The 23,748-nt window shown below is 64.3% G+C and carries 23 protein-coding genes and 1 tRNA gene; all 24 read left to right on the forward strand.

Annotated features, from left to right (window positions below; genetic code table 11):
- Nucleotides 1-31: 31 nt before the first annotated feature.
- The 24 genes from rpsO to DFLDMN_RS00210 all read left to right on the forward strand — a co-directional run bounded on the left by rpsO (nt 32) and on the right by DFLDMN_RS00210 (nt 23,740).
- Nucleotides 32-301, forward strand: a complete 270-nt coding sequence (gene rpsO, locus DFLDMN_RS00095; RefSeq protein WP_423196514.1) for a 30S ribosomal protein S15 — start codon at nt 32-34, stop codon at nt 299-301.
- A gap of 454 nt (nt 302-755) precedes the next feature.
- Nucleotides 756-2,921 carry a polyribonucleotide nucleotidyltransferase gene (gene pnp / locus DFLDMN_RS00100; protein ID WP_423196515.1) on the forward strand — a complete coding sequence of 722 codons (2,166 nt, stop codon included), beginning with the start codon at nt 756-758 and terminating at the stop codon, nt 2,919-2,921.
- A gap of 160 nt (nt 2,922-3,081) precedes the next feature.
- Nucleotides 3,082-4,086 carry an NAD(P)H-quinone oxidoreductase gene (locus DFLDMN_RS00105; protein ID WP_423196516.1) on the forward strand — a complete coding sequence of 335 codons (1,005 nt, stop codon included), beginning with the start codon at nt 3,082-3,084 and terminating at the stop codon, nt 4,084-4,086.
- Nucleotides 4,087-4,157: 71 nt separating this feature from the next.
- Nucleotides 4,158-4,904, forward strand: a complete 747-nt coding sequence (gene tpiA, locus DFLDMN_RS00110; protein WP_423196517.1) for a triose-phosphate isomerase — start codon at nt 4,158-4,160, stop codon at nt 4,902-4,904.
- A 45-nt stretch (nt 4,905-4,949) separates the two neighbouring features.
- Entirely contained in the window at nt 4,950-5,342 is a 393-nt protein-coding gene (gene secG, locus DFLDMN_RS00115) for a preprotein translocase subunit SecG (protein WP_423196518.1), read from the forward strand.
- Between the two features lie 188 nt (nt 5,343-5,530).
- Nucleotides 5,531-5,615: transfer RNA gene (locus DFLDMN_RS00120), tRNA-Leu, on the forward strand.
- Nucleotides 5,616-5,808: 193 nt separating this feature from the next.
- On the forward strand, nt 5,809-6,168 hold the full coding sequence (locus DFLDMN_RS00125; protein ID WP_423196519.1) for an NADH-quinone oxidoreductase subunit A: 360 nt from the start codon (nt 5,809-5,811) through the stop codon (nt 6,166-6,168).
- 6 nt (nt 6,169-6,174) lie between these two features.
- Nucleotides 6,175-6,657 carry a NuoB/complex I 20 kDa subunit family protein gene (locus DFLDMN_RS00130; RefSeq protein ID WP_020203631.1) on the forward strand — a complete coding sequence of 161 codons (483 nt, stop codon included), beginning with the start codon at nt 6,175-6,177 and terminating at the stop codon, nt 6,655-6,657.
- 2 nt (nt 6,658-6,659) lie between these two features.
- Entirely contained in the window at nt 6,660-7,268 is a 609-nt protein-coding gene (locus DFLDMN_RS00135) for an NADH-quinone oxidoreductase subunit C (protein WP_423196520.1), read from the forward strand.
- Between the two features lie 9 nt (nt 7,269-7,277).
- On the forward strand, nt 7,278-8,531 hold the full coding sequence (locus DFLDMN_RS00140; protein WP_423196521.1) for an NADH-quinone oxidoreductase subunit D: 1,254 nt from the start codon (nt 7,278-7,280) through the stop codon (nt 8,529-8,531).
- Nucleotides 8,532-8,773: 242 nt separating this feature from the next.
- Nucleotides 8,774-9,274, forward strand: coding sequence for an NADH-quinone oxidoreductase subunit NuoE (gene nuoE / locus DFLDMN_RS00145; protein WP_423196522.1), 501 nt, complete (start codon nt 8,774-8,776; stop codon nt 9,272-9,274).
- A gap of 1 nt (nt 9,275) precedes the next feature.
- Complete coding sequence (gene nuoF, locus DFLDMN_RS00150; RefSeq protein ID WP_423196523.1) at nt 9,276-10,577, forward strand: NADH-quinone oxidoreductase subunit NuoF; 1,302 nt, start codon at nt 9,276-9,278, stop codon at nt 10,575-10,577.
- Nucleotides 10,578-10,589: 12 nt separating this feature from the next.
- Complete coding sequence (gene nuoG / locus DFLDMN_RS00155; protein WP_423196524.1) at nt 10,590-12,959, forward strand: NADH-quinone oxidoreductase subunit NuoG; 2,370 nt, start codon at nt 10,590-10,592, stop codon at nt 12,957-12,959.
- Between the two features lie 18 nt (nt 12,960-12,977).
- Nucleotides 12,978-14,042, forward strand: a complete 1,065-nt coding sequence (nuoH, locus tag DFLDMN_RS00160) for an NADH-quinone oxidoreductase subunit NuoH (protein WP_423196525.1) — start codon at nt 12,978-12,980, stop codon at nt 14,040-14,042.
- A gap of 17 nt (nt 14,043-14,059) precedes the next feature.
- Complete coding sequence (gene nuoI, locus DFLDMN_RS00165; protein ID WP_423196526.1) at nt 14,060-14,551, forward strand: NADH-quinone oxidoreductase subunit NuoI; 492 nt, start codon at nt 14,060-14,062, stop codon at nt 14,549-14,551.
- A 132-nt stretch (nt 14,552-14,683) separates the two neighbouring features.
- Entirely contained in the window at nt 14,684-15,334 is a 651-nt protein-coding gene (locus DFLDMN_RS00170; protein WP_423196527.1) for an NADH-quinone oxidoreductase subunit J, read from the forward strand.
- A 16-nt stretch (nt 15,335-15,350) separates the two neighbouring features.
- Entirely contained in the window at nt 15,351-15,656 is a 306-nt protein-coding gene (nuoK, locus tag DFLDMN_RS00175) for an NADH-quinone oxidoreductase subunit NuoK (protein WP_006156828.1), read from the forward strand.
- A gap of 58 nt (nt 15,657-15,714) precedes the next feature.
- Nucleotides 15,715-17,826 (forward strand): NADH-quinone oxidoreductase subunit L, encoded by a 2,112-nt coding sequence (gene nuoL, locus DFLDMN_RS00180; protein ID WP_423196528.1) that lies wholly within the window; start codon nt 15,715-15,717, stop codon nt 17,824-17,826.
- A 27-nt stretch (nt 17,827-17,853) separates the two neighbouring features.
- A complete protein-coding gene (locus tag DFLDMN_RS00185) occupies nt 17,854-19,320 on the forward strand; it encodes an NADH-quinone oxidoreductase subunit M (RefSeq protein ID WP_423196529.1) in 1,467 nt (488 codons plus the stop codon).
- Between the two features lie 19 nt (nt 19,321-19,339).
- Nucleotides 19,340-20,815 carry an NADH-quinone oxidoreductase subunit NuoN gene (gene nuoN, locus DFLDMN_RS00190; RefSeq protein ID WP_423196530.1) on the forward strand — a complete coding sequence of 492 codons (1,476 nt, stop codon included), beginning with the start codon at nt 19,340-19,342 and terminating at the stop codon, nt 20,813-20,815.
- A 13-nt stretch (nt 20,816-20,828) separates the two neighbouring features.
- Complete coding sequence (locus DFLDMN_RS00195) at nt 20,829-21,137, forward strand: DUF2818 family protein (RefSeq protein WP_423196531.1); 309 nt, start codon at nt 20,829-20,831, stop codon at nt 21,135-21,137.
- A gap of 39 nt (nt 21,138-21,176) precedes the next feature.
- On the forward strand, nt 21,177-21,812 hold the full coding sequence (locus DFLDMN_RS00200) for an NUDIX domain-containing protein (protein ID WP_423196532.1): 636 nt from the start codon (nt 21,177-21,179) through the stop codon (nt 21,810-21,812).
- Nucleotides 21,813-21,973: 161 nt separating this feature from the next.
- Entirely contained in the window at nt 21,974-22,438 is a 465-nt protein-coding gene (locus DFLDMN_RS00205) for a DUF1178 family protein (RefSeq protein WP_423196533.1), read from the forward strand.
- Between the two features lie 99 nt (nt 22,439-22,537).
- Entirely contained in the window at nt 22,538-23,740 is a 1,203-nt protein-coding gene (locus tag DFLDMN_RS00210) for an acyl-CoA dehydrogenase family protein (RefSeq protein ID WP_423196534.1), read from the forward strand.
- The last annotated feature ends 8 nt before the right edge of the window (nt 23,741-23,748 follow it).

Below are 23,748 nucleotides of genomic sequence, written 5' to 3' on the forward strand. Positions count from 1 at the left end.
TGTTCGCAAGTGAAACAGAAAGGAAAACATCATGGCAGTTGCCGATATCAACAAGTCCGAAGTCATCAAGCAGTTCGCCCGCGGCGCCAACGACACGGGTAGCCCCGAAGTCCAGGTCGCTCTGCTGACCACCCGCATCAACGAACTGACCCCGCACTTCAAGGCCAACATGAAGGATCACCACAGCCGCCGCGGTCTGCTGCGCATGGTGAGCCGTCGTCGCCGCCTGCTGGACTACCTCAAGGCCAGCGATGCCGACCGCTATCGCGCCCTGATCGAAAAGCTGGGCCTGCGTAAGTAAGAAGGTTCGCGGATGGTGACACCGATCCTGCAAGTGGTTGGGTTGCACGGTTTCGCGTGAGGCCACGATGCCTGCGTCAGCGTTGCTGAGGCAGGCATTTTGCTTTTCTGGTGGCTGTTTTTACCGATTTGCGATAAAAACACCGCCGCTGATGTGCTATCTGCTTCACTCGACGGGGGCTTCACCGGCAACCCGTCGCCCGTTGCGCCATGTTGTGTAACGGAGTAAGTTGTTTTGCTCTTTAGCTCCGAGACACCGGAGCCGGGCAAGGAACCGGGGTTTTGTGTCATTCCATCGCGTGGTGACCAGCGTTCATGGTGACGCGATGGAATGGCATAGCACTTCCCTGCGACCGCGGCCGGCAATGCCTCCGGCAGTACGCCTGCGGCTGCGAGCGCAGGCAAGGCGCGTCCATGCATGGGCATGGCGCGCAGCATGAATCGAAGGAACGCTCATGACCATGTTCAACAAGACCGTCAAGGAATTCCAGTGGGGCCAGCATACGGTCCGCATGGAAACCGGCGAAATCGCGCGCCAGGCCAGCGGCGCCGTGATCGTCGATGTGGAAGACACCGTGGTGCTCGCCACCGTCGTGGCCGCCAAGAGCCCGAAGGCCGGCCAGGATTTCTTTCCGCTGACCGTCGACTACATCGAAAAGACCTACGCCGCGGGCAAGATCCCCGGTGGCTTCTTCAAGCGTGAAGGCCGTCCTTCCGAACTCGAGACGCTGACCTCGCGCCTGATCGACCGTCCGCTGCGCCCGCTGTTTCCGGAAGGCTTCTACAACGACGTCCAGGTGGTGATCCACGTGGTGTCGATCAACCCCGACGTGCCGGCCGACATCCCCGCGATGATCGGTGCCTCGGCCGCGCTGGCCGTGTCCGGCATTCCGTTCAACGGTCCGGTGGGCGCCGCGCGCGTGGGCTACAAGGATGGCCAGTACCTGCTCAACCCGACCCGCAGCCAGACCGCCTCGTCGGAGCTGGACCTCGTGGTGGCCGGTACCGAGCGCGCCGTGCTGATGGTGGAATCGGAAGCCAACCAGCTGTCGGAAGAAGTAATGCTGGGCGCGGTGGTCTATGGCCACGAGCAGATGCAGATCGCGATCAACGCGATCCACGAACTCGTGCGCGAAGCCGGCAAGCCGGAGTGGGACTGGGCGCCGCCGGCCAAGAACGAAGCGCTGATCGCCAAGGTGAGCGAGATCGGCCTGCCGCTGCTGCAGGAAGCCTATCAGCTGCGCCAGAAGTCGGCGCGCAGCCAGAAGCTCAAGGAAATCTACGGCAGCGTCGATGCCAGGCTGGCCGAGGCCGGCGTGGAAGCCGACAAGGTCGAAGTGGGCAACATCCTGTTCGACCTCGAGGCGAAGATCGTGCGTGGCCAGATCCTGGCCGGCGAGCCGCGTATCGACGGCCGCGACACGCGCACCGTGCGCCCGATCGAGATCCGTTCGTCGGTGCTGCCGCGCGCGCACGGCTCCTCGCTGTTCACGCGTGGTGAGACGCAGGCGCTCGTGGTGGCCACGCTGGGCACCAAGAGCGACGAGCAGATCATCGACGCGCTGGCCGGCGAATACCGCGACCGCTTCATGCTCCACTACAACATGCCGCCGTTCGCCACTGGCGAGACCGGTCGCGTGGGCAGCCCCAAGCGCCGCGAAATCGGCCACGGCCGTCTGGCCAAGCGCGCACTGATCCCGGTGCTGCCGCGTGAAGACGAATTCGCCTATACGATCCGCCTGGTGTCGGAAATCACCGAGTCGAACGGCTCGTCGTCGATGGCATCGGTGTGCGGTGGCTGCCTCGCGCTGATGGACGCCGGCGTTCCGGTCAAGGCGCACGTGGCCGGCGTGGCCATGGGTCTGATCCTCGAAGGCAACAAGTTTGCCGTGCTGACCGACATCCTCGGCGACGAGGATCACCTCGGCGACATGGACTTCAAGGTGGCCGGTACCGATTCGGGTATCACCGCGCTGCAGATGGACATCAAGGTCCAGGGCATCACCAAGGAAATCATGCAGGTGGCGCTGGCCCAAGCCCGCGAAGGCCGCATGCACATCCTGGGCAAGATGCAGGAAGCCATGGGTCACGCGCGCACCGAGCTGTCGGAGCACGCGCCGCGCATGATCACGATGAAGATCCATCCGGACAAGATCCGCGAAGTGATCGGTAAGGGCGGCTCGACCATCCAGGCGCTGACCAAGGAAACCGGCACCACCATCGATATCCAGGAAGACGGCACCATCACCATCGCGTCGACCTCGACCGACGGCATGGCGGAAGCCAAGCGCCGCATCGAAGGCATCACCGCGGAAGCCGAAGTGGGCAAGATCTACGCCGGTACCGTGCTGAAGCTGCTGGACTTTGGCGCCATCGTCAACATCCTGCCGGGCAAGGACGGTCTCCTGCATATCTCGGAAATCGTCAACGAGCGCGTCAAGGACATCAAGGACTGGCTGAAGGAAGGCCAGCAGGTGCGCGTCAAGCTGATCCAGGCCGACGAGAAGGGTCGTCTGCGTCTGTCGCTGAAGGCCGCGCTGGCGGAAGAGGGCGGCAGTATCAGCCCGATCGCGCCGCAGGGCGATGCGCCGGCGGCACCGTCGGGTAGCGACCAGCAGTAAGCGGGAGCGGGAGTTTCCTGCCGCGGTGCCATGGATGGCACGGCAGGCAGGGCAAAAAGCGGCTGGCGATGTCCAGCCGCTTTTTTGTTTACACTGCCGGACATCGCGGCGCCTGTTCCCGCAGCGCCGGCCCCATTCGACAGAGACACGAGGAGTCCAGATGAAAGCCATCGAGATCCGTGAATACGGTGACCCGGAAGTTCTGCAACTGACCGAGCGCCCCGACCCCACGCCGAAAGCGGGCGAGATCCTGATCCGCGTGGCCGCGGCCGGCGTCAATCGCCCGGACGTGTTCCAGCGCAAGGGCAACTATCCGGTGCCGCCGGGGGCCTCCGACCTGCCGGGCCTGGAAGTCGCGGGCGTGGTCGTCGGCGGCGATCTCGCTCATGCCGACAACCGCTTCGGCCTGAAAGTGGGCGACCGCGTCTGCGCGCTGGTGCAGGGCGGTGGTTACGCCGAGCTGTGCACGGCGCCGGTGGCGCAGTGCCTGCCGGTGCCGGCCGGGTTGTCGGATATCGAGGCGGCCGGGCTGCCCGAGACGTTCTTCACCGTGTGGAGCAACGTGTTCGATCGCGGCCTGCTGGGCAAGGGCCCGCGCGGCGCCGACGAGACGCTGCTGATCCAGGGCGGTTCGAGCGGGATCGGTACCAGCGCGATCCAGATTGCCAAGGCGATGGGCTTCAAGGTCTTCGTCACCGCGGGCAGCGACGACAAATGCAAGGCATGCGAGGCGCTGGGCGCCGATCGTGCGATCAACTACAAGACGCAGGACTTTGCGGCCGAAGTGAAGGCGCTGACCGATGGCAAGGGCGTTGACGTGATCCTCGACATGGTCGGCGGCTCGTATCTCGCGCGCGAGCTGTCGTGCATCGCCGACGATGGCCGCATCGTGATCATCGCGCTGCTGGGCGGCGCCAAGGCCGAGATTCCGCTCGGCGATATCCTGCGTCGCCGCATCACCATTACCGGTTCCACGCTGCGTCCGCGTCCGCCCGCCTTCAAGGGCGCGATTGCCGAGGCGCTGCACCGGCATGTGTGGCCGCTGCTGGCCGCGGGCAAAATCAAGCCGGTCATCCACAAGGTGTTCCCGGCCGCGCAGGCCGCGCAGGCGCATGCGCTGATGGAGTCGAGCGAGCACGTCGGCAAGATCATGCTGACCTGGTAATTGCGGCTGCTCGGTGGCGGTCCCCCCGGTCGCACGTTACAATAGCGGGTTTTTGATCGAGAGGGGACCCCGTGAGACAAAAGCTGGTCATCGGCAACTGGAAGATGCATGGCAGCCTGGCCGCCAACGCGACGCTGCTGGCAGGCATCAAGGCCACCCCGGCGCGTGCGCGCCTTGCGGTGTGCGTGCCATTTCCGTATCTGGCCCAGTGCCAGGCCGAACTGACCGGGTCGTCGATCGGCTGGGGTGCGCAGGATGTCTCGGCCGAGACGCGCGGCGCGTTCACCGGTGAAGTCGCGGCGCCAATGCTCGGCGACTTCGGCTGCACGTACGTGCTCGTGGGCCACTCGGAACGCCGTACCTATCACGGCGAAACCGATACGACCGTGGCGACCAAGGCGTTGCGCGCGCTGGAATCCGGTATCGTTCCCGTGGTCTGTGTGGGGGAGACCCTCGCGCAGCGTGAAGCAGGCGAGACCGAGGCGGTGGTGGGCCGGCAACTGACGGCCGTGCTCGATGCCCTCTCTATCGAGCAGTTGGGTCGCATTGTGCTGGCCTATGAGCCCGTCTGGGCCATTGGCACCGGCAAGACCGCGACCAGCGCGCAGGCGCAGGCCGTGCATGCCTTCCTGCGTCAGCAGGTCGCAGCGCGCGGCAGCGAGTTGGCCGAAGTGGCCGCACGCCTGCCCATTCTGTACGGCGGCAGCGTCAAGCCCGACAATGCGGCCGAACTGTTTTCCATGTCCGACATCGACGGTGGCCTGATTGGCGGCGCGTCGCTGAAGGCGGAAGATTTCCTGGCGATCGGCAATGCCTGATGCCGATGGCATGTATTGATCAGGCAAGCGAACGAATTTAACCAAATGGCAATCTTCAAGACTTTGTTAGTGCTGGTGCAGGTGCTGTCGGCACTCGGCGTGATCGGCCTGGTGCTGCTGCAACATGGCAAGGGTGCCGACGTCGGTGCGGCGTTCGGGTCCGGCGCCTCGGGCAGCCTGTTCGGCGCCTCGGGCTCGGCCAACTTCCTGTCGCGCACGACGGCCGTGCTGGCCTCGCTGTTCTTCGTCTGCACGCTCGGTCTCACGCTGCTTGGCAACTACAAGCCGCAGACCTCGCTGGGCGTGATGGGCGCAGCCCAGCAGGGCGCGCCGGCGACGGCCGCGAGCGGTGCTTCGGCACCGGCCGCGAATGCCGGCGCCGCTGCGCCCGCGGCCTCGGCGGCGTCCGTGCCCGCAGCCCCCGCAGTCCCGAAATAATTGGCCTGCATCGGCCACGATTCCTGATTAAATTTGCAGTTGTGCATTGAACAAATCAGGAATCTTGAGTTAGAATGCAAGGCTTGAAACGATTCCCCAGCGACGGGGCTCAAACAGGAGCAAAGACGCTCTTGCCAGAGACCCGGAGGGCTTAAAACCCGGCGCCAGGCAATATTGTTTCTCCCCCAGCCGACGTGGTGAAATTGGTAGACACGCTATCTTGAGGGGGTAGTGGCGAAAGCTGTGCGAGTTCGAGTCTCGCCGTCGGCACCAAACAACTTGATCGGAGCACTGCGTGATGTTGCTTCGGGTATTCAGGAATGTTCTACCCGAACCGATAACATGGAGGGCTCCGGCAGTCCGCAAGGCGGCGCCGTGATCTAGACGGAATGGCGCTTGGGGTGGGCAACAGAACGCCGCTTCAGCTGGTGCTGTTGACAACATTCCAGATAAGGCTGGCCGTACCTTGACTCTCGAAGCCTACTTCCCCGTCCTCATCTTTATCCTCTTTGGCGTCGTGCTCGGCGGAGCGCTGATGTCCATCGGTCGGATACTCGGTCCCAACAAGCCTGATCCCGCGAAGCTGTCGCCATACGAGTGCGGCTTCGAAGCATTCGAGGATGCGCGCATGAAGTTCGACGTGCGCTATTACCTCATCGCCATCCTGTTTATCCTGTTCGATCTCGAGACTGCCTTCCTGTTTCCGTGGGGTGTTGCCCTCAAGGACATCGGCTGGCCGGGGTTCATCGCGATGGGCGTATTTCTGTTGGAATTCATCGTGGGCTTCGTCTACATCTGGAAAAAGGGCGCGCTCGATTGGGAGTGATGTGAAATGGCAATCGAAGGCGTTCTCAACGAAGGCTTCGTCACGACTACCGCTGACAAGCTGATCAACTGGACCCGCACCGGGTCGCTGTGGCCGATGACGTTTGGCCTGGCCTGCTGTGCGGTGGAAATGATGCATGCCGGCGCGGCACGCTACGATCTGGACCGCTTCGGCGTGGTGTTCCGCCCGTCGCCGCGCCAGTCGGACGTGATGATCGTGGCCGGCACGCTGTGCAACAAGATGGCGCCCGCGCTGCGCAAGGTCTACGACCAGATGGCCGAGCCGCGCTGGGTGATCTCCATGGGTTCCTGCGCCAATGGCGGCGGCTACTACCACTACTCGTATTCGGTGGTGCGTGGTTGCGACCGTATCGTGCCGGTGGACATCTATGTTCCGGGCTGCCCGCCGACGGCGGAAGCGCTGATCTATGGCGTGATCCAGCTCCAGAACAAGATTCGTCGTACCAACACCATCGCGCGCAAGGGCTGACCATGGCGACGCTCGATACCCTCAAGGCCGCGCTCGAGAAGGTTCTCGGCAAGCGCGTGCAATCGCTGGTCATGGCGCCGGAATCGGTTGGCGAACTGACGCTGATCGTGAAGGCGGCCGACTACCTGGAAACCGCGCTGCTGCTGCGCGACGATCCCGCGCTGCGCTTCGAACAACTGGTCGACCTGTGCGGCGTCGATTATTCCGAATATGCCGAAGGTACGTGGGACGGCCCGCGCTTTGCCGCCGTCTCGCACCTGCTGTCGATCACGCACAACTGGCGCCTGCGCCTGCGCGTGTTTGCGCCCGATGACGACCTGCCGGTGCTGCCGTCGCTGATCGACGTGTGGAACTCGGTCAACTGGTTCGAACGCGAAGCCTTCGATTTCTACGGCATCGTGTTCGAAGGCCATCCGGACCTGCGCCGCATCCTGACCGACTACGGCTTCGTGGGCCACCCGTTCCGCAAGGATTTCCCGGTATCCGGTTATGTCGAGATGCGCTACGACCCGGAACAGAAGCGGGTCATCTACCAGCCGGTGACGATCGAGCCGCGCGAAATCACGCCGCGCGTGATTCGCGAGGAAAACTACGGCGGCACGCAGCACTGAGATCGCGCGATGGCAGATATCAAGAACTACACCCTCAACTTCGGCCCCCAACACCCGGCGGCGCACGGCGTGCTGCGCCTGGTGCTCGAGCTGGACGGCGAAGTGATCCAGCGCGCCGACCCCCATATCGGCCTGCTGCACCGTGCCACCGAGAAGCTGGCCGAACAGAAAACCTGGATTCAGAGCGTGCCGTACATGGACCGTCTCGACTACGTGTCGATGATGGCCAACGAACACGCCTACGTGATGGCCATCGAGCGGATGCTCGGCCTCGAGGTTCCGATCCGCGCGCAGTACATCCGCGTGATGTTCGACGAGATCACGCGTCTGCTGAACCACCTGATGTGGATCGGCGCGCATGCACTCGACGTGGGCGCGATGGCGGTGTTCCTCTACGCGTTCCGCGAGCGCGAGGACATGTTCGACATGTACGAGGCGGTCTCGGGTGCGCGCATGCACGCGGCCTACTATCGTCCGGGCGGCGTCTATCGCGACCTGCCCGACACGATGCCGCAATACCGCGCCTCCAAAGTCCACAACGAGCGTGCCATCAAGGCCATGAACGAAGCGCGTTCGGGCTCGCTGCTGGACTTCATCGAGGACTTCACCAATCGTTTCCCGACCTACGTCGACGAATACGAGACGCTGCTGACCGATAACCGCATCTGGAAGCAGCGCCTGGTTGGCATCGGCGTGGTGAGCCCGGAGCGCGCGCTGCAGATGGGTTTCACCGGTCCGATGCTGCGTGGCTCGGGCATCGAGTGGGACCTGCGCAAGAAGCAGCCGTACGAAGTGTACGACCGCGTCGAATTCGACGTGCCGGTGGGCGTGGGCGGCGACTGCTACTCGCGCTATCTGGTGCGTGTGGAAGAAATGCGCCAGTCGACCCGCATCATCAAGCAGTGCGTGGACTGGCTGCGCCGCAACCCGGGCCCCGTGATCACCGAGAACCACAAGGTGGCACCGCCGTCGCGGGTGGACATGAAGTCCAACATGGAAGAGCTGATCCACCACTTCAAGCTCTTCACCGAAGGGATTCACGTGCCGGCCGGCGAAGCCTATGCCGCGGTCGAGCACCCGAAGGGCGAGTTTGGCATCTATGCGATCTCGGACGGCGCGAACAAGCCGTACCGCCTGAAGATCCGCGCGCCGGGCTTTCCGCACCTCGCGGCCCTGGACGAAATGGCCAAGGGACACATGATTGCGGACGCGGTGACGATCATCGGTACGCAGGACATCGTGTTCGGCGAGATCGACCGATAAATGGAGACCGATTCAGGACCTCTCGTTCTGAATCGGTCGGTAGACCGTCGCACGGACGACGATCCGGGCATCGCTTCGCGGCTGGCTGGCAGTTGCCGGCAGGCGGGGTGGCAGGCGATGCCTGCGACGGAGTGTGGCCGGACGCAGCGTGTCCGGCGGCAGAACAAGGCAGCGACGGCTGCAAACCAGCGGACGTGCCGCGCGGATTGGCACGCGGCGTTCGCCGTATGACTGCAATGACCATGCTATCAGCAGAAGCTCTCAAGGAAATCGATCGCGCGATCGCGAAATATCCGGCCGACCAGAAACAGTCGGCCGTGATGGCGGCACTCGCCGTGGCACAGGGCGAGGTGGGTTGGGTTTCCCCCGAAGTCATGCAGTTCGTCGCCAGCTACCTCGACATGCCGCCCGTGTGGGTGGAAGAGGTGGCCACCTTCTACAACATGTATGACACCCGGCCGGTGGGCAAGTACAAGCTCACCGTCTGCACCAACCTGCCGTGCGCGCTGTCGGGCGGCGAGCGGGCGGGCGACTACCTCAAGCAGAAGCTGGGCATCGACTACAACGAGACCACCGCGGATGGCTGCTTCACCCTCAAGGAGGGCGAGTGCATGGGCGCCTGCGGCGACGCCCCGGTGATGATCGTCAACAACACCCGCATGTGCAGCTTCATGAGCAACCAGAAGCTCGACGAACTGGTCGAGGAACTGCGTGCCGAGGCCGCCGCCAAGGGGGACAAGTAACATGACCTGTCTGCACGACCGTCACATCAAGCCGCTGATCCTGGCGGGCCTGGACGGCAAGAACTGGCATCTCGAGGACTACGTCAAGCGCGGCGGCTACAAGCAGCTGCGCCGGATCCTGACCGAGAAGATTCCGCCCGAGCAGGTGATTGCCGACGTCAAGGCGTCGGGTCTGCGCGGCCGTGGCGGCGCGGGCTTCCCGACCGGCCTGAAGTGGAGCTTCATGCCGCGCCAGTTCCCGGGCCAGAAGTACCTCGTCTGCAATACCGACGAAGGCGAACCCGGTACGTTCAAGGACCGCGACATCATCCGCTACAACCCGCATTCGCTGATCGAGGGCATGGCCATCGGCGCGTATGCGATGGGTATCACCGTGGGCTACAACTACATCCACGGCGAGATCTGGAACGAGTACAAGATCTTCGAGGAGGCGCTGGAAGAAGCGCGTGCCGCCGGTTTCCTCGGCGACAACATCCTCGGCTCGGGCTTCAACTTCCAGCTGCATGCGCACCATGGCTATGGCGCGTACATCTGCGGCGAGGAAACCGCGCTGCTCGAATCGCTGGAAGGCAAGAAGGGCCAGCCGCGCTTCAAGCCGCCGTTTCCGGCGAGCTTCGGCCTGTATGGCAAGCCGACCACGATCAACAATACCGAGACGTTTGCGGCGGTGCCGTTCCTGCTGGAAGTCGGTCCGGAAAACTACCTGAAGATGGGCAAGCCGAATAACGGCGGCACCAAGATCTTCTCGATTTCGGGTGACATCGAGCGCCCGGGCAACTACGAGATTCCGCTCGGCACGCCGTTCGCGACGCTGCTCGAGCTGGCCGGCGGCATGCGCGGCGGCAAGCGCATCAAGGCGGTGATTCCGGGCGGTTCGTCCGCTCCCGTGGTGCCGGGCGACATGATGATGGCGACCGACATGGACTACGACTCGATCGCCAAGGCCGGCTCGATGCTGGGCTCGGGCGCGGTGATCGTCATGGACGAGACGCGCTGCATGGTCCGTTCGCTGCTGCGCCTGTCGTATTTCTACTTTGAGGAATCGTGCGGCCAGTGCACGCCGTGCCGCGAAGGCACCGGCTGGCTCTACCGCATGGTCAATCGCATTGAACACGGAGAAGGTCGCCAGGAAGACCTGGACCTGCTCAACAACGTTGCCGAGAACATCATGGGCCGCACCATCTGCGCGCTCGGCGATGCGGCGGCGATGCCGGTGCGCGGCATGCTCAAGCACTACTGGAAAGAGTTCGAGTATCACGTCGAACACAAGCAGTGCATGGTCCCGGCCCACACCCACTCCTAAGCGTGGCAGAACATGGTTGAACTCGAGATCGACGGCAAGAAGGTAGAGGTTGCGGAAGGCAGCCTCGTGATGGAAGCGGCCCGCAAGCTGGGCACCTACATCCCGCACTTCTGCTACCACCGCAAACTGTCCATCGCGGCGAACTGCCGCATGTGCCTGGTCGAGGTGGAAAAGGCGCCCAAGGCGCTGCCCGCCTGCGCCACGCCCGTGACGCCGGGCATGAAGGTCTTCACCAATTCGGAGAAGGCCGTCAAGGCGCAGAAGTCCGTGATGGAATTCCTGCTGATCAACCACCCGCTCGACTGCCCGATCTGCGATCAGGGCGGCGAATGCCAGTTGCAGGATCTGGCGGTGGGCTACGGTGCATCGGAGTCGCGCTACAAGGAAGAGAAGCGCGTGGTGTTCCATAAGAACGTGGGCCCGCTGATCTCCATGGAAGAGATGACGCGCTGCATCCACTGCACCCGCTGCGTGCGCTTTGGCCAGGAAGTGGCCGGCGTGATGGAGCTGGGCATGCTGAACCGCGGCGAGCACTCCGAGATCACGACGTTCGTCGGCCAGACGGTCGACTCCGAACTGTCGGGCAACATGATCGACCTGTGCCCGGTCGGCGCGCTGACCAGCAAGCCGTTCCGCTACTCGGCCCGTACCTGGGAGCTGGCGCGCCGCAAGTCGGTGTCGCCGCACGACAGCCTCGGCGCGAACCTCGTGGTGCAGACCAAGAACCAGCGCGTCATGCGCGTGCTGCCGCTCGAGAACGAAGACATCAACGAGTGCTGGCTGTCGGACCGTGACCGCTTCTCGTACGAAGGCCTGAACAGCCCGGACCGCCTGACCCGTCCGCTGCTCAAGCAGGGCGGCGAATGGATGGAAACCGACTGGCAGACCGCGCTCGAATACGTGGCCAACGGCCTCGCCAGCATCAAGCGCGACCATGGCGCCGACCAGATCGCCGCGCTGGCCAGCCCGCACAGCACGCTGGAGGAGCTGTTCCTGCTGGGTAAGCTCGTGCGCGGCCTCGGTAGCGACAACGTCGACTTCCGCCTGCGTCAGTCGGACTTCTCGGCCAAGCTGAACGGCACGCCGTGGCTGGGCCTGCCGATTGCCGACGTGTCGGCGCTGCAGCGCGTGCTCGTGATCGGCTCCTCGCTGCGCAAGGATCATCCGCTGCTGGCCTCGCGTCTGCGCCAGGCCGGCAAGAAGGGCGCCCGCGTCGCGGTGCTCGGCGCCGGTGGCGAAGACCTGCTGATGCCGCTGGCGGCGCGCCTCGACGTGGCGCCGTCGGCCTGGGCCGGCGCGCTGGCCCGCGTGGCCAACGCGATTGCCGCCGCCAAGGGCGTGGCCGCACCGGCCGGTATCGAAGGCCATGCCGCCGACGACCTCGCACGTACGGTGGCCGAGGCGCTGCTGTCCGGCGAACGCCGTGCCGTCTTCCTCGGCAACGAGGCCGTGCGTCATCCGCAGTTCTCGGCGCTGCACGCGCTGGCGCAATGGATCGCCACGGAAACCAGCGCCACGCTGGGCTTCCTGACCGAAGCGGCCAACACGGTCGGCGGCTATGTCGCCGGCGCGCTGCCGCAGCAGGGCGGTGCCGATGCGCGGGCGATGCTGGAGACGCCGCGCAAGGCCTACGTGCTGCTCAATACCGAACCGGAATTCGATACCGCCGATCCGCGCCTGGCACTGGCCGCGCTGCAACAGGCCGGTACCGTGGTGGTGCTGTCGCCGTTCGCGTCGGAAGCCGCCATGCAATATGCCGACGTGATCCTGCCGGTCACGCCGTTCACCGAGACCGCCGGTACCTTCGTGAATGCCGAGGGCCGTGCCCAGAGCTTCAACGGCGTGGTGCGCGCGCTGGGCGAATCGCGCCCGGCCTGGAAGGTGCTGCGCGTGCTGGGCAACCTGCTCGAGGTGCCGGGCTTCGACTTCGACACCGCGGAAGCCGTGCGCGAGGCCGTGCTGGCCAACCCGGTGGCACCGACGCTGAACAACACCACCAGCGCGCCGGTCCGCGTGAGCGCGGCGGCGGCCGGCGGTGTGGAGCGTATCGCGGATGTGCCGATCTACCACGCCGATCCGATCGTGCGCCGTGCCGATTCGCTGCAACTGACCGCCGCCGCCCGCCGTGCCATGCAGGTGGCGCTGTCGTCGGACCTGTTCGACCAGCTGGGCGTGCAGGTGGGCGATCCGGTGCGCGTGACGCAGGGCGAGGGTAGCGTGGTGCTGCCGGCCGCCCTGGAGAACACGCTGCCGGCCAACACCGTGCGGGTGTCGGCCGCCACCGTCGCCGCGGCGAGCCTCGGCGCCATGTTCGGCACCGTTACCGTGGAGCGCGCACTCGATCTGTCCGCGGGCCAGCAGGCCGCGACGGTCACCGCATAAGAAAAGCGAGAACGCAACATGATCGAATGGATTACCTCGCAAGGTCACGCAGTCTTCGGTAGCGCCTGGACGCCGCTGTGGATCCTGATTCGTGCCGTGCTTATCGTGGTGCCGCTGCTGCTGTGCGTGGCATACCTGATTCTGTGGGAGCGCAAGCTGATCGGCTGGATGCACGTGCGTCTGGGTCCGAACCGCGTGGGTCCGCTCGGCCTGCTGCAGCCGATCGCCGACGTGCTGAAGCTGCTGCTCAAGGAAGTCATGATGCCGTCGCAGGTCAGCGGCGTGATGTACCTGGTGGCGCCGCTGATGGTGCTGATGCCGGCCGTGGCGATCTGGGCGGTGATTCCGTTCCAGGCCGAAGTGGTGATGGCCGACGTGAATGCCGGCCTGCTGTACGTCATGGCGATCAGCTCGGTGGGCGTGTACGGCGTGATTCTCGCCGGCTGGGCCTCGAACTCGAAGTACGCGTTCATCGGCGCGATGCGCGCCGCGGCGCAGATGGTGTCGTACGAAATCGCCATGGGCTTTGCGCTCGTGACGGTGCTGATGGTGTCGGGCAGCCTGAACCTGTCGGCCATCGTGAACGGCCAGAACACCGGCTACTTCGCCAACATGGGCCTCAACATCCTGTCGTGGAACTGGCTGCCGCTGCTGCCGATGTTCGGCGTGTACTTCATCTCGGGCGTGGCGGAGACCAACCGTCACCCGTTTGACGTGGTGGAAGGCGAATCGGAAATCGTGGCCGGTCACATGATCGAGTACTCGGGCATGGCGTTCGCGCTGTTCTTCCTGGCCGAATACATCAACATGATCGTCATCTCCACGATGACCGCGCTGATGTTCCTCGGCGGCTGGGCGCCCCCGTTCTCGAGCGCCATCACCAACGCGATCCCCGGTTTCTTCTGGCTGCTGTTCAAGGTTTTCCTGCTGCTGTCGGTATTCATCTGGATCCGCGCGTCGTTCCCGCGCTACCGCTACGACCAGATCATGCGTCTGGGCTGGAAGGTGTTTATTCCGCTCACCGTGGGCTGGCTGATTATCGTGGCGATCTGGATCAAGTCGCCGTGGAACATCTGGCATTGAATTAGGAAGTCATCGTCATGCTGACCACGATCAAGGACTTTTTCAACAGCCTGCTCCTGAAGGAACTCTTCAAGGGCATGGCACTGACCGGCCGCTATCTCTTCGCGCGCAAGGTCACGGTCCAGTTTCCGGAAGAGAAGACGCCGATGTCGCCGCGCTTCCGCGGTCTGCACGCGCTGCGCCGCTACCCCAACGGGGAAGAGCGCTGCATCGCGTGCAAGCTGTGCGAGGCCGTGTGCCCGGCGCTGGCCATCACGATCGAATCGGATGTGCGCAACGACGGCACGCGCCGCACCACGCGCTACGACATCGACTTGACCAAGTGCATTTTCTGCGGCTTCTGCGAGGAAGCCTGCCCCGTTGACGCCATCGTCGAGACGCACATCCTCGAATACCACGGCGAAAAGCGCGGCGACCTGTACTTCACGAAGGACATGCTGCTGGCCGTGGGCGACCGCTACGAGCCGCAGATCGCGGCGGCCAAGGCTGCCGACGCGAAGTATCGCTAAGCAGTTTTCAAGCTATTGCAATCAGGCGCGCCCCGGCAATGTCCGGGGCGCCCAACAGAAGGATGCCGCTGCATGCCAGGACACCCCGTGGGTGGCCTGTGCGGAACACGGCAAGAGAATCCGACACGGACCATGGAACTCACGACCACCATCTTCTATGTCTTTGCCCTGGTGCTGGTGCTCTCCGCACTGAAAGTCATCACGGCCAAGAACCCGGTGCATGCCGCACTGTTCCTCGTACTGTCGTTCTTCACGGCCGCCGCGATCTGGATGCTGCTGAAGGCCGAGTTCCTGGCGATCCTGCTCGTGCTGGTCTACGTCGGCGCCGTGATGGTGCTGTTCCTGTTCGTGGTGATGATGATCGATATCGATATCGAGCACCTGCGCCGCGACTTCTGGACGTATGTGCCGATGGCCTCGGTGATCGGCGCGCTGATCATCGCCGAGATGGCGATCGTGCTGGTGCGCAACTTCATCGGCACCACCACGCCGGTGGCGATCGCGGGCGCACAGGACCCGAACTATTCGAACACCGCCGCGCTCGGCAAGCTGATCTATAGCGATTACGTGTATGCGTTCGAGGTGGCCGGCATCATCCTGCTGGTGGCGATCATCGCCGCCGTGGCGCTGACGCTGCGCCGCCGCAAGGACGTCAAGGCCCAGGACGTGTCGGTCCAGCTGCGTACGCGCCGCGAAGACCGCGTGCGCCTGGTCAGCATGCCGGTCGCGTCGCAGGGCAGCCGGGCCGAAGCGGATGCCGCGGCAACCGCCAACAAGAACTAAGCCCGGAGAAATCGCTGTGCTCTCTCTCGCCCACTTCCTCGTGCTCGGTGCGATCCTGTTTGCGATCAGCATCGTCGGCATCTTCCTGAACCGCAAGAACGTGATCGTGCTGCTGATGGCGATCGAGCTGATGCTGCTCGCGGTGAACATGAACTTCGTCGCCTTCTCGCATTACCTGGGCGACCTGGCCGGACAGGTTTTCGTTTTCTTCATCCTCACGGTGGCCGCTGCCGAGTCGGCAATCGGTCTGGCAATCCTGGTCGTGCTGTTCCGTAACCTGGACACGATCAACGTCGACGACATGGATACCCTGAAGGGCTGATCCGTGCCGGACACGACGAACACCGACCACACACCGACCGCACACCAATAAGCGTCCTATGGCAACCACGCTCAACCCCAACCTGCTGCTGGCGATTCCGCTGGCGCCGCTAGCCGGCGCCGCGATAGCCGGCCTGTTCGGTACGAAGTTCTTCGGCCTGTTTTCCTCCGAGTCGCGCGGCGGCCGCGTCGTGGCGCACTCGGCCACGATCCTCGGCGTCGCGATCGCGTTCGTGCTGTCGCTGATGGTGCTGAACGACGTCATGGACGGCGCTGGCTACAACGCCACGGTCTACGAGTGGATGAACATCGGTGGCCTCAGGTTCGAGGTCGGCTTCCTGGTGGATTCGCTGACCGCGATGATGATGGTGGTGGTGACCTTCGTCTCGCTGATGGTGCACATCTACACCGTCGGCTACATGGAAGGGGACCCCGGCTACAACCGCTTCTTCGCCTATATCTCGCTGTTCACGTTCTCGATGCTGATGCTCGTGATGAGCAACAACTTCCTGCAGCTGTTCTTCGGCTGGGAAGCGGTGGGCCTGGTGTCGTACCTGCTGATCGGCTTCTGGTACACGCGTCCGACCGCGATTTTCGCCAACCTGAAGGCGTTCCTGGTCAACCGCGTGGGCGACTTCGGCTTTATCCTCGGCATTGGCCTGCTGCTGGCCTACAGCGGCAGCATGAACTACGCCGACGTGTTCGCCGCGCGCGAGAAGCTGGCGGCGGTGATCTTCCCGGGCACCGACTGGATGATGCTGACGGTGGCGTGCATCTGCCTGTTCATCGGCGCGATGGGCAAATCGGCGCAGTTCCCGCTGCACGTGTGGCTGCCCGACTCGATGGAAGGCCCGACCCCGATTTCCGCGCTGATCCACGCGGCCACCATGGTGACGGCGGGCATCTTCATGGTCACGCGCATGTCGCCGCTGTTCGAGCTGTCGGACACCGCGCTCTCGTTCGTGCTCGTGATCGGCGCCATCACGGCCCTGTTCATGGGTTTCCTGGGCATCATCCAGAACGACATCAAGCGCGTGGTGGCGTATTCCACGCTGTCGCAGCTGGGCTACATGACCGTCGCGCTGGGCGCCTCGGCCTACTCGGTGGCGGTGTTCCACCTGATGACCCACGCGTTCTTCAAGGCGCTGCTGTTCCTGGGCGCGGGCTCGGTCATCATCGGCATGCACCACGACCAGGACATCCGCAACATGGGCGGCCTGCGCAAGTACATGCCGATCACCTGGATCACCTCGCTGGTCGGCTCGCTGGCGCTGATCGGCACGCCGTTCTTCTCGGGCTTCTACTCCAAGGACTCGATCATCGAGGCGGTGGCCGAGTCGCACCTGGCGGGTTCGGGCTTTGCGTACTTCTCGGTGCTGGCCGGTGTGTTCGTGACGGCGTTCTACTCGTTCCGCATGTACTTCCTGGTGTTCCACGGGGAAGAGCGCTTCGGCAAGGCGCATGCCGACCATGGCCACGGCCATGACGCCCATCATGCCGATGCGCATGCCGACGATCATGGCGATGACCACGACGAACATCACCACGGCCTGGCCCCGGGCCAGAAGCCGCACGAATCGCCGTGGGTGGTCACGCTGCCGCTGGTGCTGCTCGCCATCCCGTCGGTGATCATCGGCGCGATCGCGATCGAGCCGATGCTGTTCGGCGACTTCTTCAAGCATGGCGTGGCCTTCAAGGACGTAATCTTCGTCGGCGAGAACCACCATGCGATGGAGGAACTGAAGGAAGCGTTCCACGGCTGGGTGCCGATGGCGCTGCACTCGCTGACGACGCCGGTGCTGTGGCTCGCCATCGCGGGCGTGGTGCTGTCGTGGTTCTTCTACATGAAGCGTCCGGACATTCCGGCCGCGCTGCAGAAGCGCTTCTCCGGTCTCTACAAGCTGCTCGACAACAAGTACTACATGGATGCGATCAACCAGGCCGTGTTCGCGCGCGGCGCGCGCCTGCTGGGCACCGGCCTGTGGAAGGGCGGCGACCAGGGCCTGATCGACGGCCTGCTGGTGAACGGCTCCGCCCGCGTGGTGGCGACGTTTGCCGCGGCCAGCCGCTACCTGCAGTCGGGTTATATCTACCACTATGCGTTTGCGATGATCGTCGGCATGCTGGTGCTGCTGACGCTGACGGTCACCGGCGTGATAGGCACCAAGTGATAGGCACCAAGTAAGGAAAACAAGGAAATGGTTCTGTCTTTCGCAATCTGGCTGCCTATCTTTTTCGGCCTGCTTGTCCTCTTCTTCGGCTCGGACAGGAGCAAGTGCTTCGTGCGCTGGGTGTCCCTGTTCGGCGCACTGCTGAGCTTCGTCGTCACGCTGCCGCTGGTGGCGCACTTCGAGCCCGGTACCGCGGCGATGCAGTTCGTCGAGCAGATGACATGGATCGAACGCTTCAAGATCCAGTACCACCTCGGTGTGGACGGTATCTCGATGTGGTTCGTGGTGCTGACCGCCTTCATCACCGTGATCGTGGTGATCTCGGCCTGGGAAGTGATCACCGAGCGCGTGGCCGAGTACATGGCCGCGTTCCTGATCCTGTCCGGCCTGATGGTCGGCGTGTTCTCGGCGCTGGATGGCCTGCTGTTCTACGTGTTCTTCGAGGCCACGCTGATCCCGATGTACATCATCATCGGGGTGTGGGGCGGTCCGAACCGCGTCTATGCGGCCTTCAAGTTCTTCCTGTACACGCTGCTCGGCTCGCTGCTGACGCTGGTCGCGCTGCTGTACCTGTACAGCAAGACCGGTACCTTCGACATCCTCAGCTGGCACCAGGCCAAGCTGTCGATGAGCGAGCAGATCGCGATCTTTGTCGCGTTCTTCATGGCCTTCGCGGTCAAGGTGCCGATGTGGCCGGTGCACACCTGGCTGCCGGATGCCCACGTGGAAGCGCCGACCGGTGGCTCCGTGGTGCTGGCGGCGATCATGCTGAAGCTCGGTGCGTACGGCTTCCTGCGGTTCTCGCTGCCGATCGCGCCGGACGCGAGCCACACGCTGGCCCCGTTCATCATCACGATCTCGCTGATCGCGGTGATCTACATCGGCCTGGTGGCGCTGGTGCAGGCCGACATGAAGAAGCTGGTGGCGTACTCGTCGATCGCGCACATGGGCTTCGTCACGCTGGGCTTCTTCATCTTCAACGACATCGGCGTCGAGGGCGGCATCATCCAGATGATTTCGCACCACTTTGTGTCGGGTGCGATGTTCCTGTGCATCGGCGTGCTATATGACCGCGTGCACTCGCGCCAGATCGCCGACTACGGCGGTGTGGTGAACGTGATGCCGAAGTTCGCGGCGCTGTCGGTGTTCTTTGCGATGGCCAACTGCGGCCTGCCGGCCACCTCGGGCTTCGTCGGCGAATTCATGGTGATCCTGGGTGCCGTCAAGTACAACTTCTGGATCGGCCTGCTGGCCGCCACGGCGCTGATCTTCGGCGCGGCGTACTCGCTGTGGATGGTCAAGCGCGTGATCTTCGGCGAGATGGTGCACCAGCATGTGCGTGAGCTGGTGGACCTGAACCGGCGCGAGTTCTTCATGCTCGGCGTGCTGGCGCTTGCGACCCTGTACATGGGCCTGTATCCGAAACCCTTTACCGATGTGATGCACGCATCGGTGGCGAACCTGCTGACGCACGTCGCGCAGTCCAAGCTGTAAGCGGGGGAGAGAAATCAACATGCAACCGTCGTCTAGCCTGGCCCCCGTGGCGCCCATCATTTTCCTCGCGGTCGCCATCGCGGCGATCAACTGGATCGACCTCGCGCGCGGCAAGGGCCGCCAGAGCGTGGCGTATCCGCTTTCGCTGCTGACCACGCTCGTGCTGACCTTCTGGTTCGGCCTCGACGCGGCCAGCGGCCAGACCCATTACGCGTTTGCCAACCTGGTCGTGATCGACCCGATGGCCAACGTGCTGTCGGCGTTCTGCTCGCTCGGCATGTTCGTCACGCTGGTCTACACGCGCCGCTACCTGCAGGAGCGCGACATGTTCGCCGGCGAGTTCTACATGCTCGCGCTGTTCACGCTCGGCGGCCAGATCGTGATGATCACCGGCAACAACTTCCTGACCCTGTACCTGGGCCTGGAACTGCTGTCGCTGTCGTCGTACGCGCTGGTGGCACTGCGCCGCGAGTCGCGCGTGACGTCGGAATCGGCAATGAAGTACTTCGTGCTGGGCGCGCTGGCCTCGGGCTTCCTGCTCTACGGCATGTCGATGATGTACGGCGCCACCGGTTCGCTGAACCTCGGCGAAGTGTTCCGCGTGGTCGAATCGGGTCGCGTCAATACGACCATGCTGGCGTTTGGCGTGGTGTTCATCGTCGCCGGCCTGTCGTTCAAGCTTGGCGCCGCACCGTTCCACATGTGGATTCCGGACATCTACCAGGGTTCGCCGACCGCGGTCACGCTGCTGATCGCCGGCGGCCCCAAGGTGGCGGCCTTTGCGCTGATCGTGCGCGTGCTGGTGGACGGCCTGCTGCCGCTTGCCACCGACTGGCAGGTGATGCTGGTGGTGCTGGCCGTGGCGTCGCTGGCCATCGGCAACCTGACCGCGATCGTGCAGACCAACCTCAAGCGGATGCTGGCGTACTCGACCATCTCGCATATGGGCTTCGTGCTGCTGGGCCTGCTGTCTGGCGTGGCGGGCGGTTCCGCCCAGGGCGCGCCGGAGGCGTACAGCGCATCGATGTTCTATTCGGTGACGTACCTGCTAACCACGCTCGGCACGTTCGGGCTGATCCTGCTGCGTACCGGCAAGGGCTTCGAAGCGGAAACGCTCGACGACCTGAAGGGCATGTCGCGTCGCAGCCCGTGGTTCGCGTTCCTGATGCTGGTGATGATGTTCTCGATGGCCGGCATTCCCCCGATGGTGGGCTTCTACGCCAAGCTGGCGGTGCTGGAAGCTGCCGTGCACGCCGGCATGACCTGGCTGGCCGTGGTGGCGGTGCTGTTCTCGCTGATCGGCGCGTTCTACTACCTGCGCGTGGTCAAGCTGATGTACTTCGACGCACCGGCCGGCGAAGAACCGATCGAGGCGACGGCGGGCCTGCGTGGCGTGCTGAGCCTCAACGGCCTGGCCGTGATCCTGCTCGGCATCTTCCCGGCCGCGCTGATGAACCTGTGCTACCAGGCGATCCGCGCCTCGCTGGCGTCGTAAGCGGAAACCCATCGTGAACGCGGCGGCGGGCGGCTGGTTTGTCATCTTGCTGGCACTTGTGTGTGCCAACCTGCCGTTCGTCAACCAGCGGCTGTTTGCGGTGGTGCCGCTGCGCTGGGCGCGCAAGCCCATGTGGCTGCGCCTCGGCGAACTGCTGGTCTGGTACGCCGTGGCCGGCGCCGCCGGCTTTGCGGTGGAGTCCAGCCTCGGCAACGCCTTCCCGCAAGGCTGGCAGTTCTACGCGATCACCGGCTGCATGATGCTGGTGTTCGCGTTTCCAGGCTTCACCTGGCAATACCTGGTCAAACATCGCGCGGCCTGATGTCCCTGCGCCCGGGCCCGCACCTAACCCGGAGCGTTCATGACCAACAAGATCGACGACCTCACAGAGCAGGATGACACCGGGCTGACGGAGACCTGCGTCGCGTCGGCCACGATCCATCGCGGCAAGTTCCTCACCCTCAGGCACGACATCGTGCGGCTGCCCGACGGCAAGCAGGCCGGGCGCGAATACGTGCTCCATCCGGGCGCGGTCATGATGATTCCGCTGTTCGACGACGGCACCGTGCTGATGGAGCGGCAGTTCCGCTATCCGATCGGCGAGGTCATGGTCGAATTCCCGGCTGGCAAGCTCGACCCGGAAGAGGGCGCGCAGCGCTGCGGCGAGCGCGAGTTGCTGGAGGAAACCGGGTACCGCGCGGCGCGCTGGGACTACCTGACGCGCATCCATCCCGTGATCTCGTACTCGACCGAATTCATCGACCTGTTCCTGGCCCGCGACCTGACCGCGGGGCAGGCGGCGCTCGACGATGGCGAGTTCCTGGAGACCTTCATTACCCCGGCTGGCCAGGTGATCGACTGGGTACGGCAGGGACGCATCACGGACGTCAAGACCATCATCGGCGCGTTCTGGCTCGAGAAGATCCTGTCGGGCGCGTGGCAGCCAAGCGAGCAGCGCGAGCCGGCGTTTCCGGCGTCCCGGCCCACCCAGGGCTGAATCTCACGATTGCTGATAAGCTTGCGGCCAGCGCGGGAGCGGCGGCCACGCCGCGGGTTTTCCCCGAGAATCCCCGCGCCACACGGTCACATAAAAAATTAGCACGACCGTTCACAAATTTTCGATTCACGGCTAATATTGCCCGACGGGCTGGAAAGATCATGAAGGTGCTCGACCTGCGCTGTGCGCAAGACCATCGTTTCGAGGGCTGGTTTGCCTCGGAGGAAGATGCGCAATCGCAGATTGCCCGCGATCTCGTCCAGTGCCCGGTCTGTGGTGACCACGCCGTCAGCCGCCTGCCGAGTGCGCCGCGCCTGAACCTGTCGGGTGCGACCGCCGAGGCCGGCCAGCCCGCGGGGGCAGCCCCCGCGGCGGCCGGCGGCGCACGCCAGGCCCTGCAGGCGTTGCAGTCGCAGTATCTGCGCGCGGTACGGCAGGTGCTCGCCCAGACCGAGGACGTTGGCGACCGGTTTGCCGAGGAGGCGCGGCGCATGCACTACCAGGAGGCACCCGAGCGCGGCATTCGCGGACGGGCCTCGCAGGAGGAAGTGCAGGCGCTGGCCGAAGAGGGCATCGACGCCATTCCGCTCGTGTTGCCGGACGCGCTGAAGCAGACGGCGCACTGACCCGCATCCTGTGTCCAGTCAGGTCCGTTGACCGTCGGCGCAGCATGCGCCCGACACAACAACTCGCCGGCCCCGGTGCCGGCGTTACTGGAGACAGGCATGGACCTCAACTACTCGGCGGCCGACAACGCCTTCCGCGAGGAAGTGCGCAGCTGGCTGGAAGCGAACCTGCCGGCGGACATCCGCGCCAAGGTGCTCAATCACCGCCGCCCCAACCGCGACGACTTCGTGCGCTGGCACAAGGCGCTCGCGGGCAAGGGCTGGTCCGCGCCGCACTGGCCCGTGCAGTACGGCGGCACGGGGTGGAATGCCACCCAGCGCCATATCTGGGACGAGGAATGCGCGCGCGTGGGCGCGCCCGGCGTGCTGCCGTTCGGCGTGGCAATGGTCGCGCCGGTGATCATGAAGTTCGGCAACGAGGCCCAGAAGGCCTATTACCTGCCGCGCATTCTCGACTGCACCGACTGGTGGTGCCAGGGCTATTCCGAGCCGGGCGCCGGCTCGGATCTGGCCTCGCTGAAGACGCGTGCCGAGCTGAGCGCCGACGGCCGCCACTACATCGTCAACGGCCAGAAGACCTGGACCACGCTCGGCCAGCATGCCGACATGATCTTCTGCCTGGTGCGCACCGACCCCGAAGCCAAGAAGCAGGAAGGCATCTCGTTCCTCCTGATCGACATGAAGACGCCCGGCATCACGGTGCGGCCGATCGTCATGCTCGACGAGGAGCGCGAGGTCAACGAGGTGTTCTTCGACAACGTCAAGGTGCCGGTGGAAAACCGCGTGGGCGAGGAGAACCGCGGCTGGACCTACGCCAAGTACCTGCTTGGCCACGAGCGCACCGGCATCGCCCGCGTGGGCAATTCCAAACGCGAGCTGGGCTTTCTCAAGCGCGTGGCGCGCCAGCAGCAGAAGAACGGCAAGCCGTTGCTGGAGGACCCGGTGTTCGGCGCCAAGGTGGCCGCGCTGGAGATCGAACTGATGGCGCTGGAGATCACCGTGCTGCGCGTGGTGTCGAGCGAAGCAGCCGGCAAGGGCCCCGGCCCCGAGGCGTCGATGCTCAAGATCAAGGGCACCGAGATCCAGCAGCTGCTGACCGAGCTGATGGTGGAGGCGGTGGGCCCGTACGCGCAACCGTTCGATACGGCGTATCTCGAATGCGAGCACGACCATGCGGTGACCGGCTACGACGATGCCGCGCCGCTGGCGGCGTATTACTTCAACTTCCGCAAGACCTCGATCTACGGCGGTTCCAACGAGATTCAGAAGAACATCATCAGCCAGATGATCCTCGGGCTGTAAGGAGACAC

It is taken from the genome of Cupriavidus sp. H19C3, from assembly GCF_049393815.1.
Lineage (GTDB): Bacteria > Pseudomonadota > Gammaproteobacteria > Burkholderiales > Burkholderiaceae > Cupriavidus.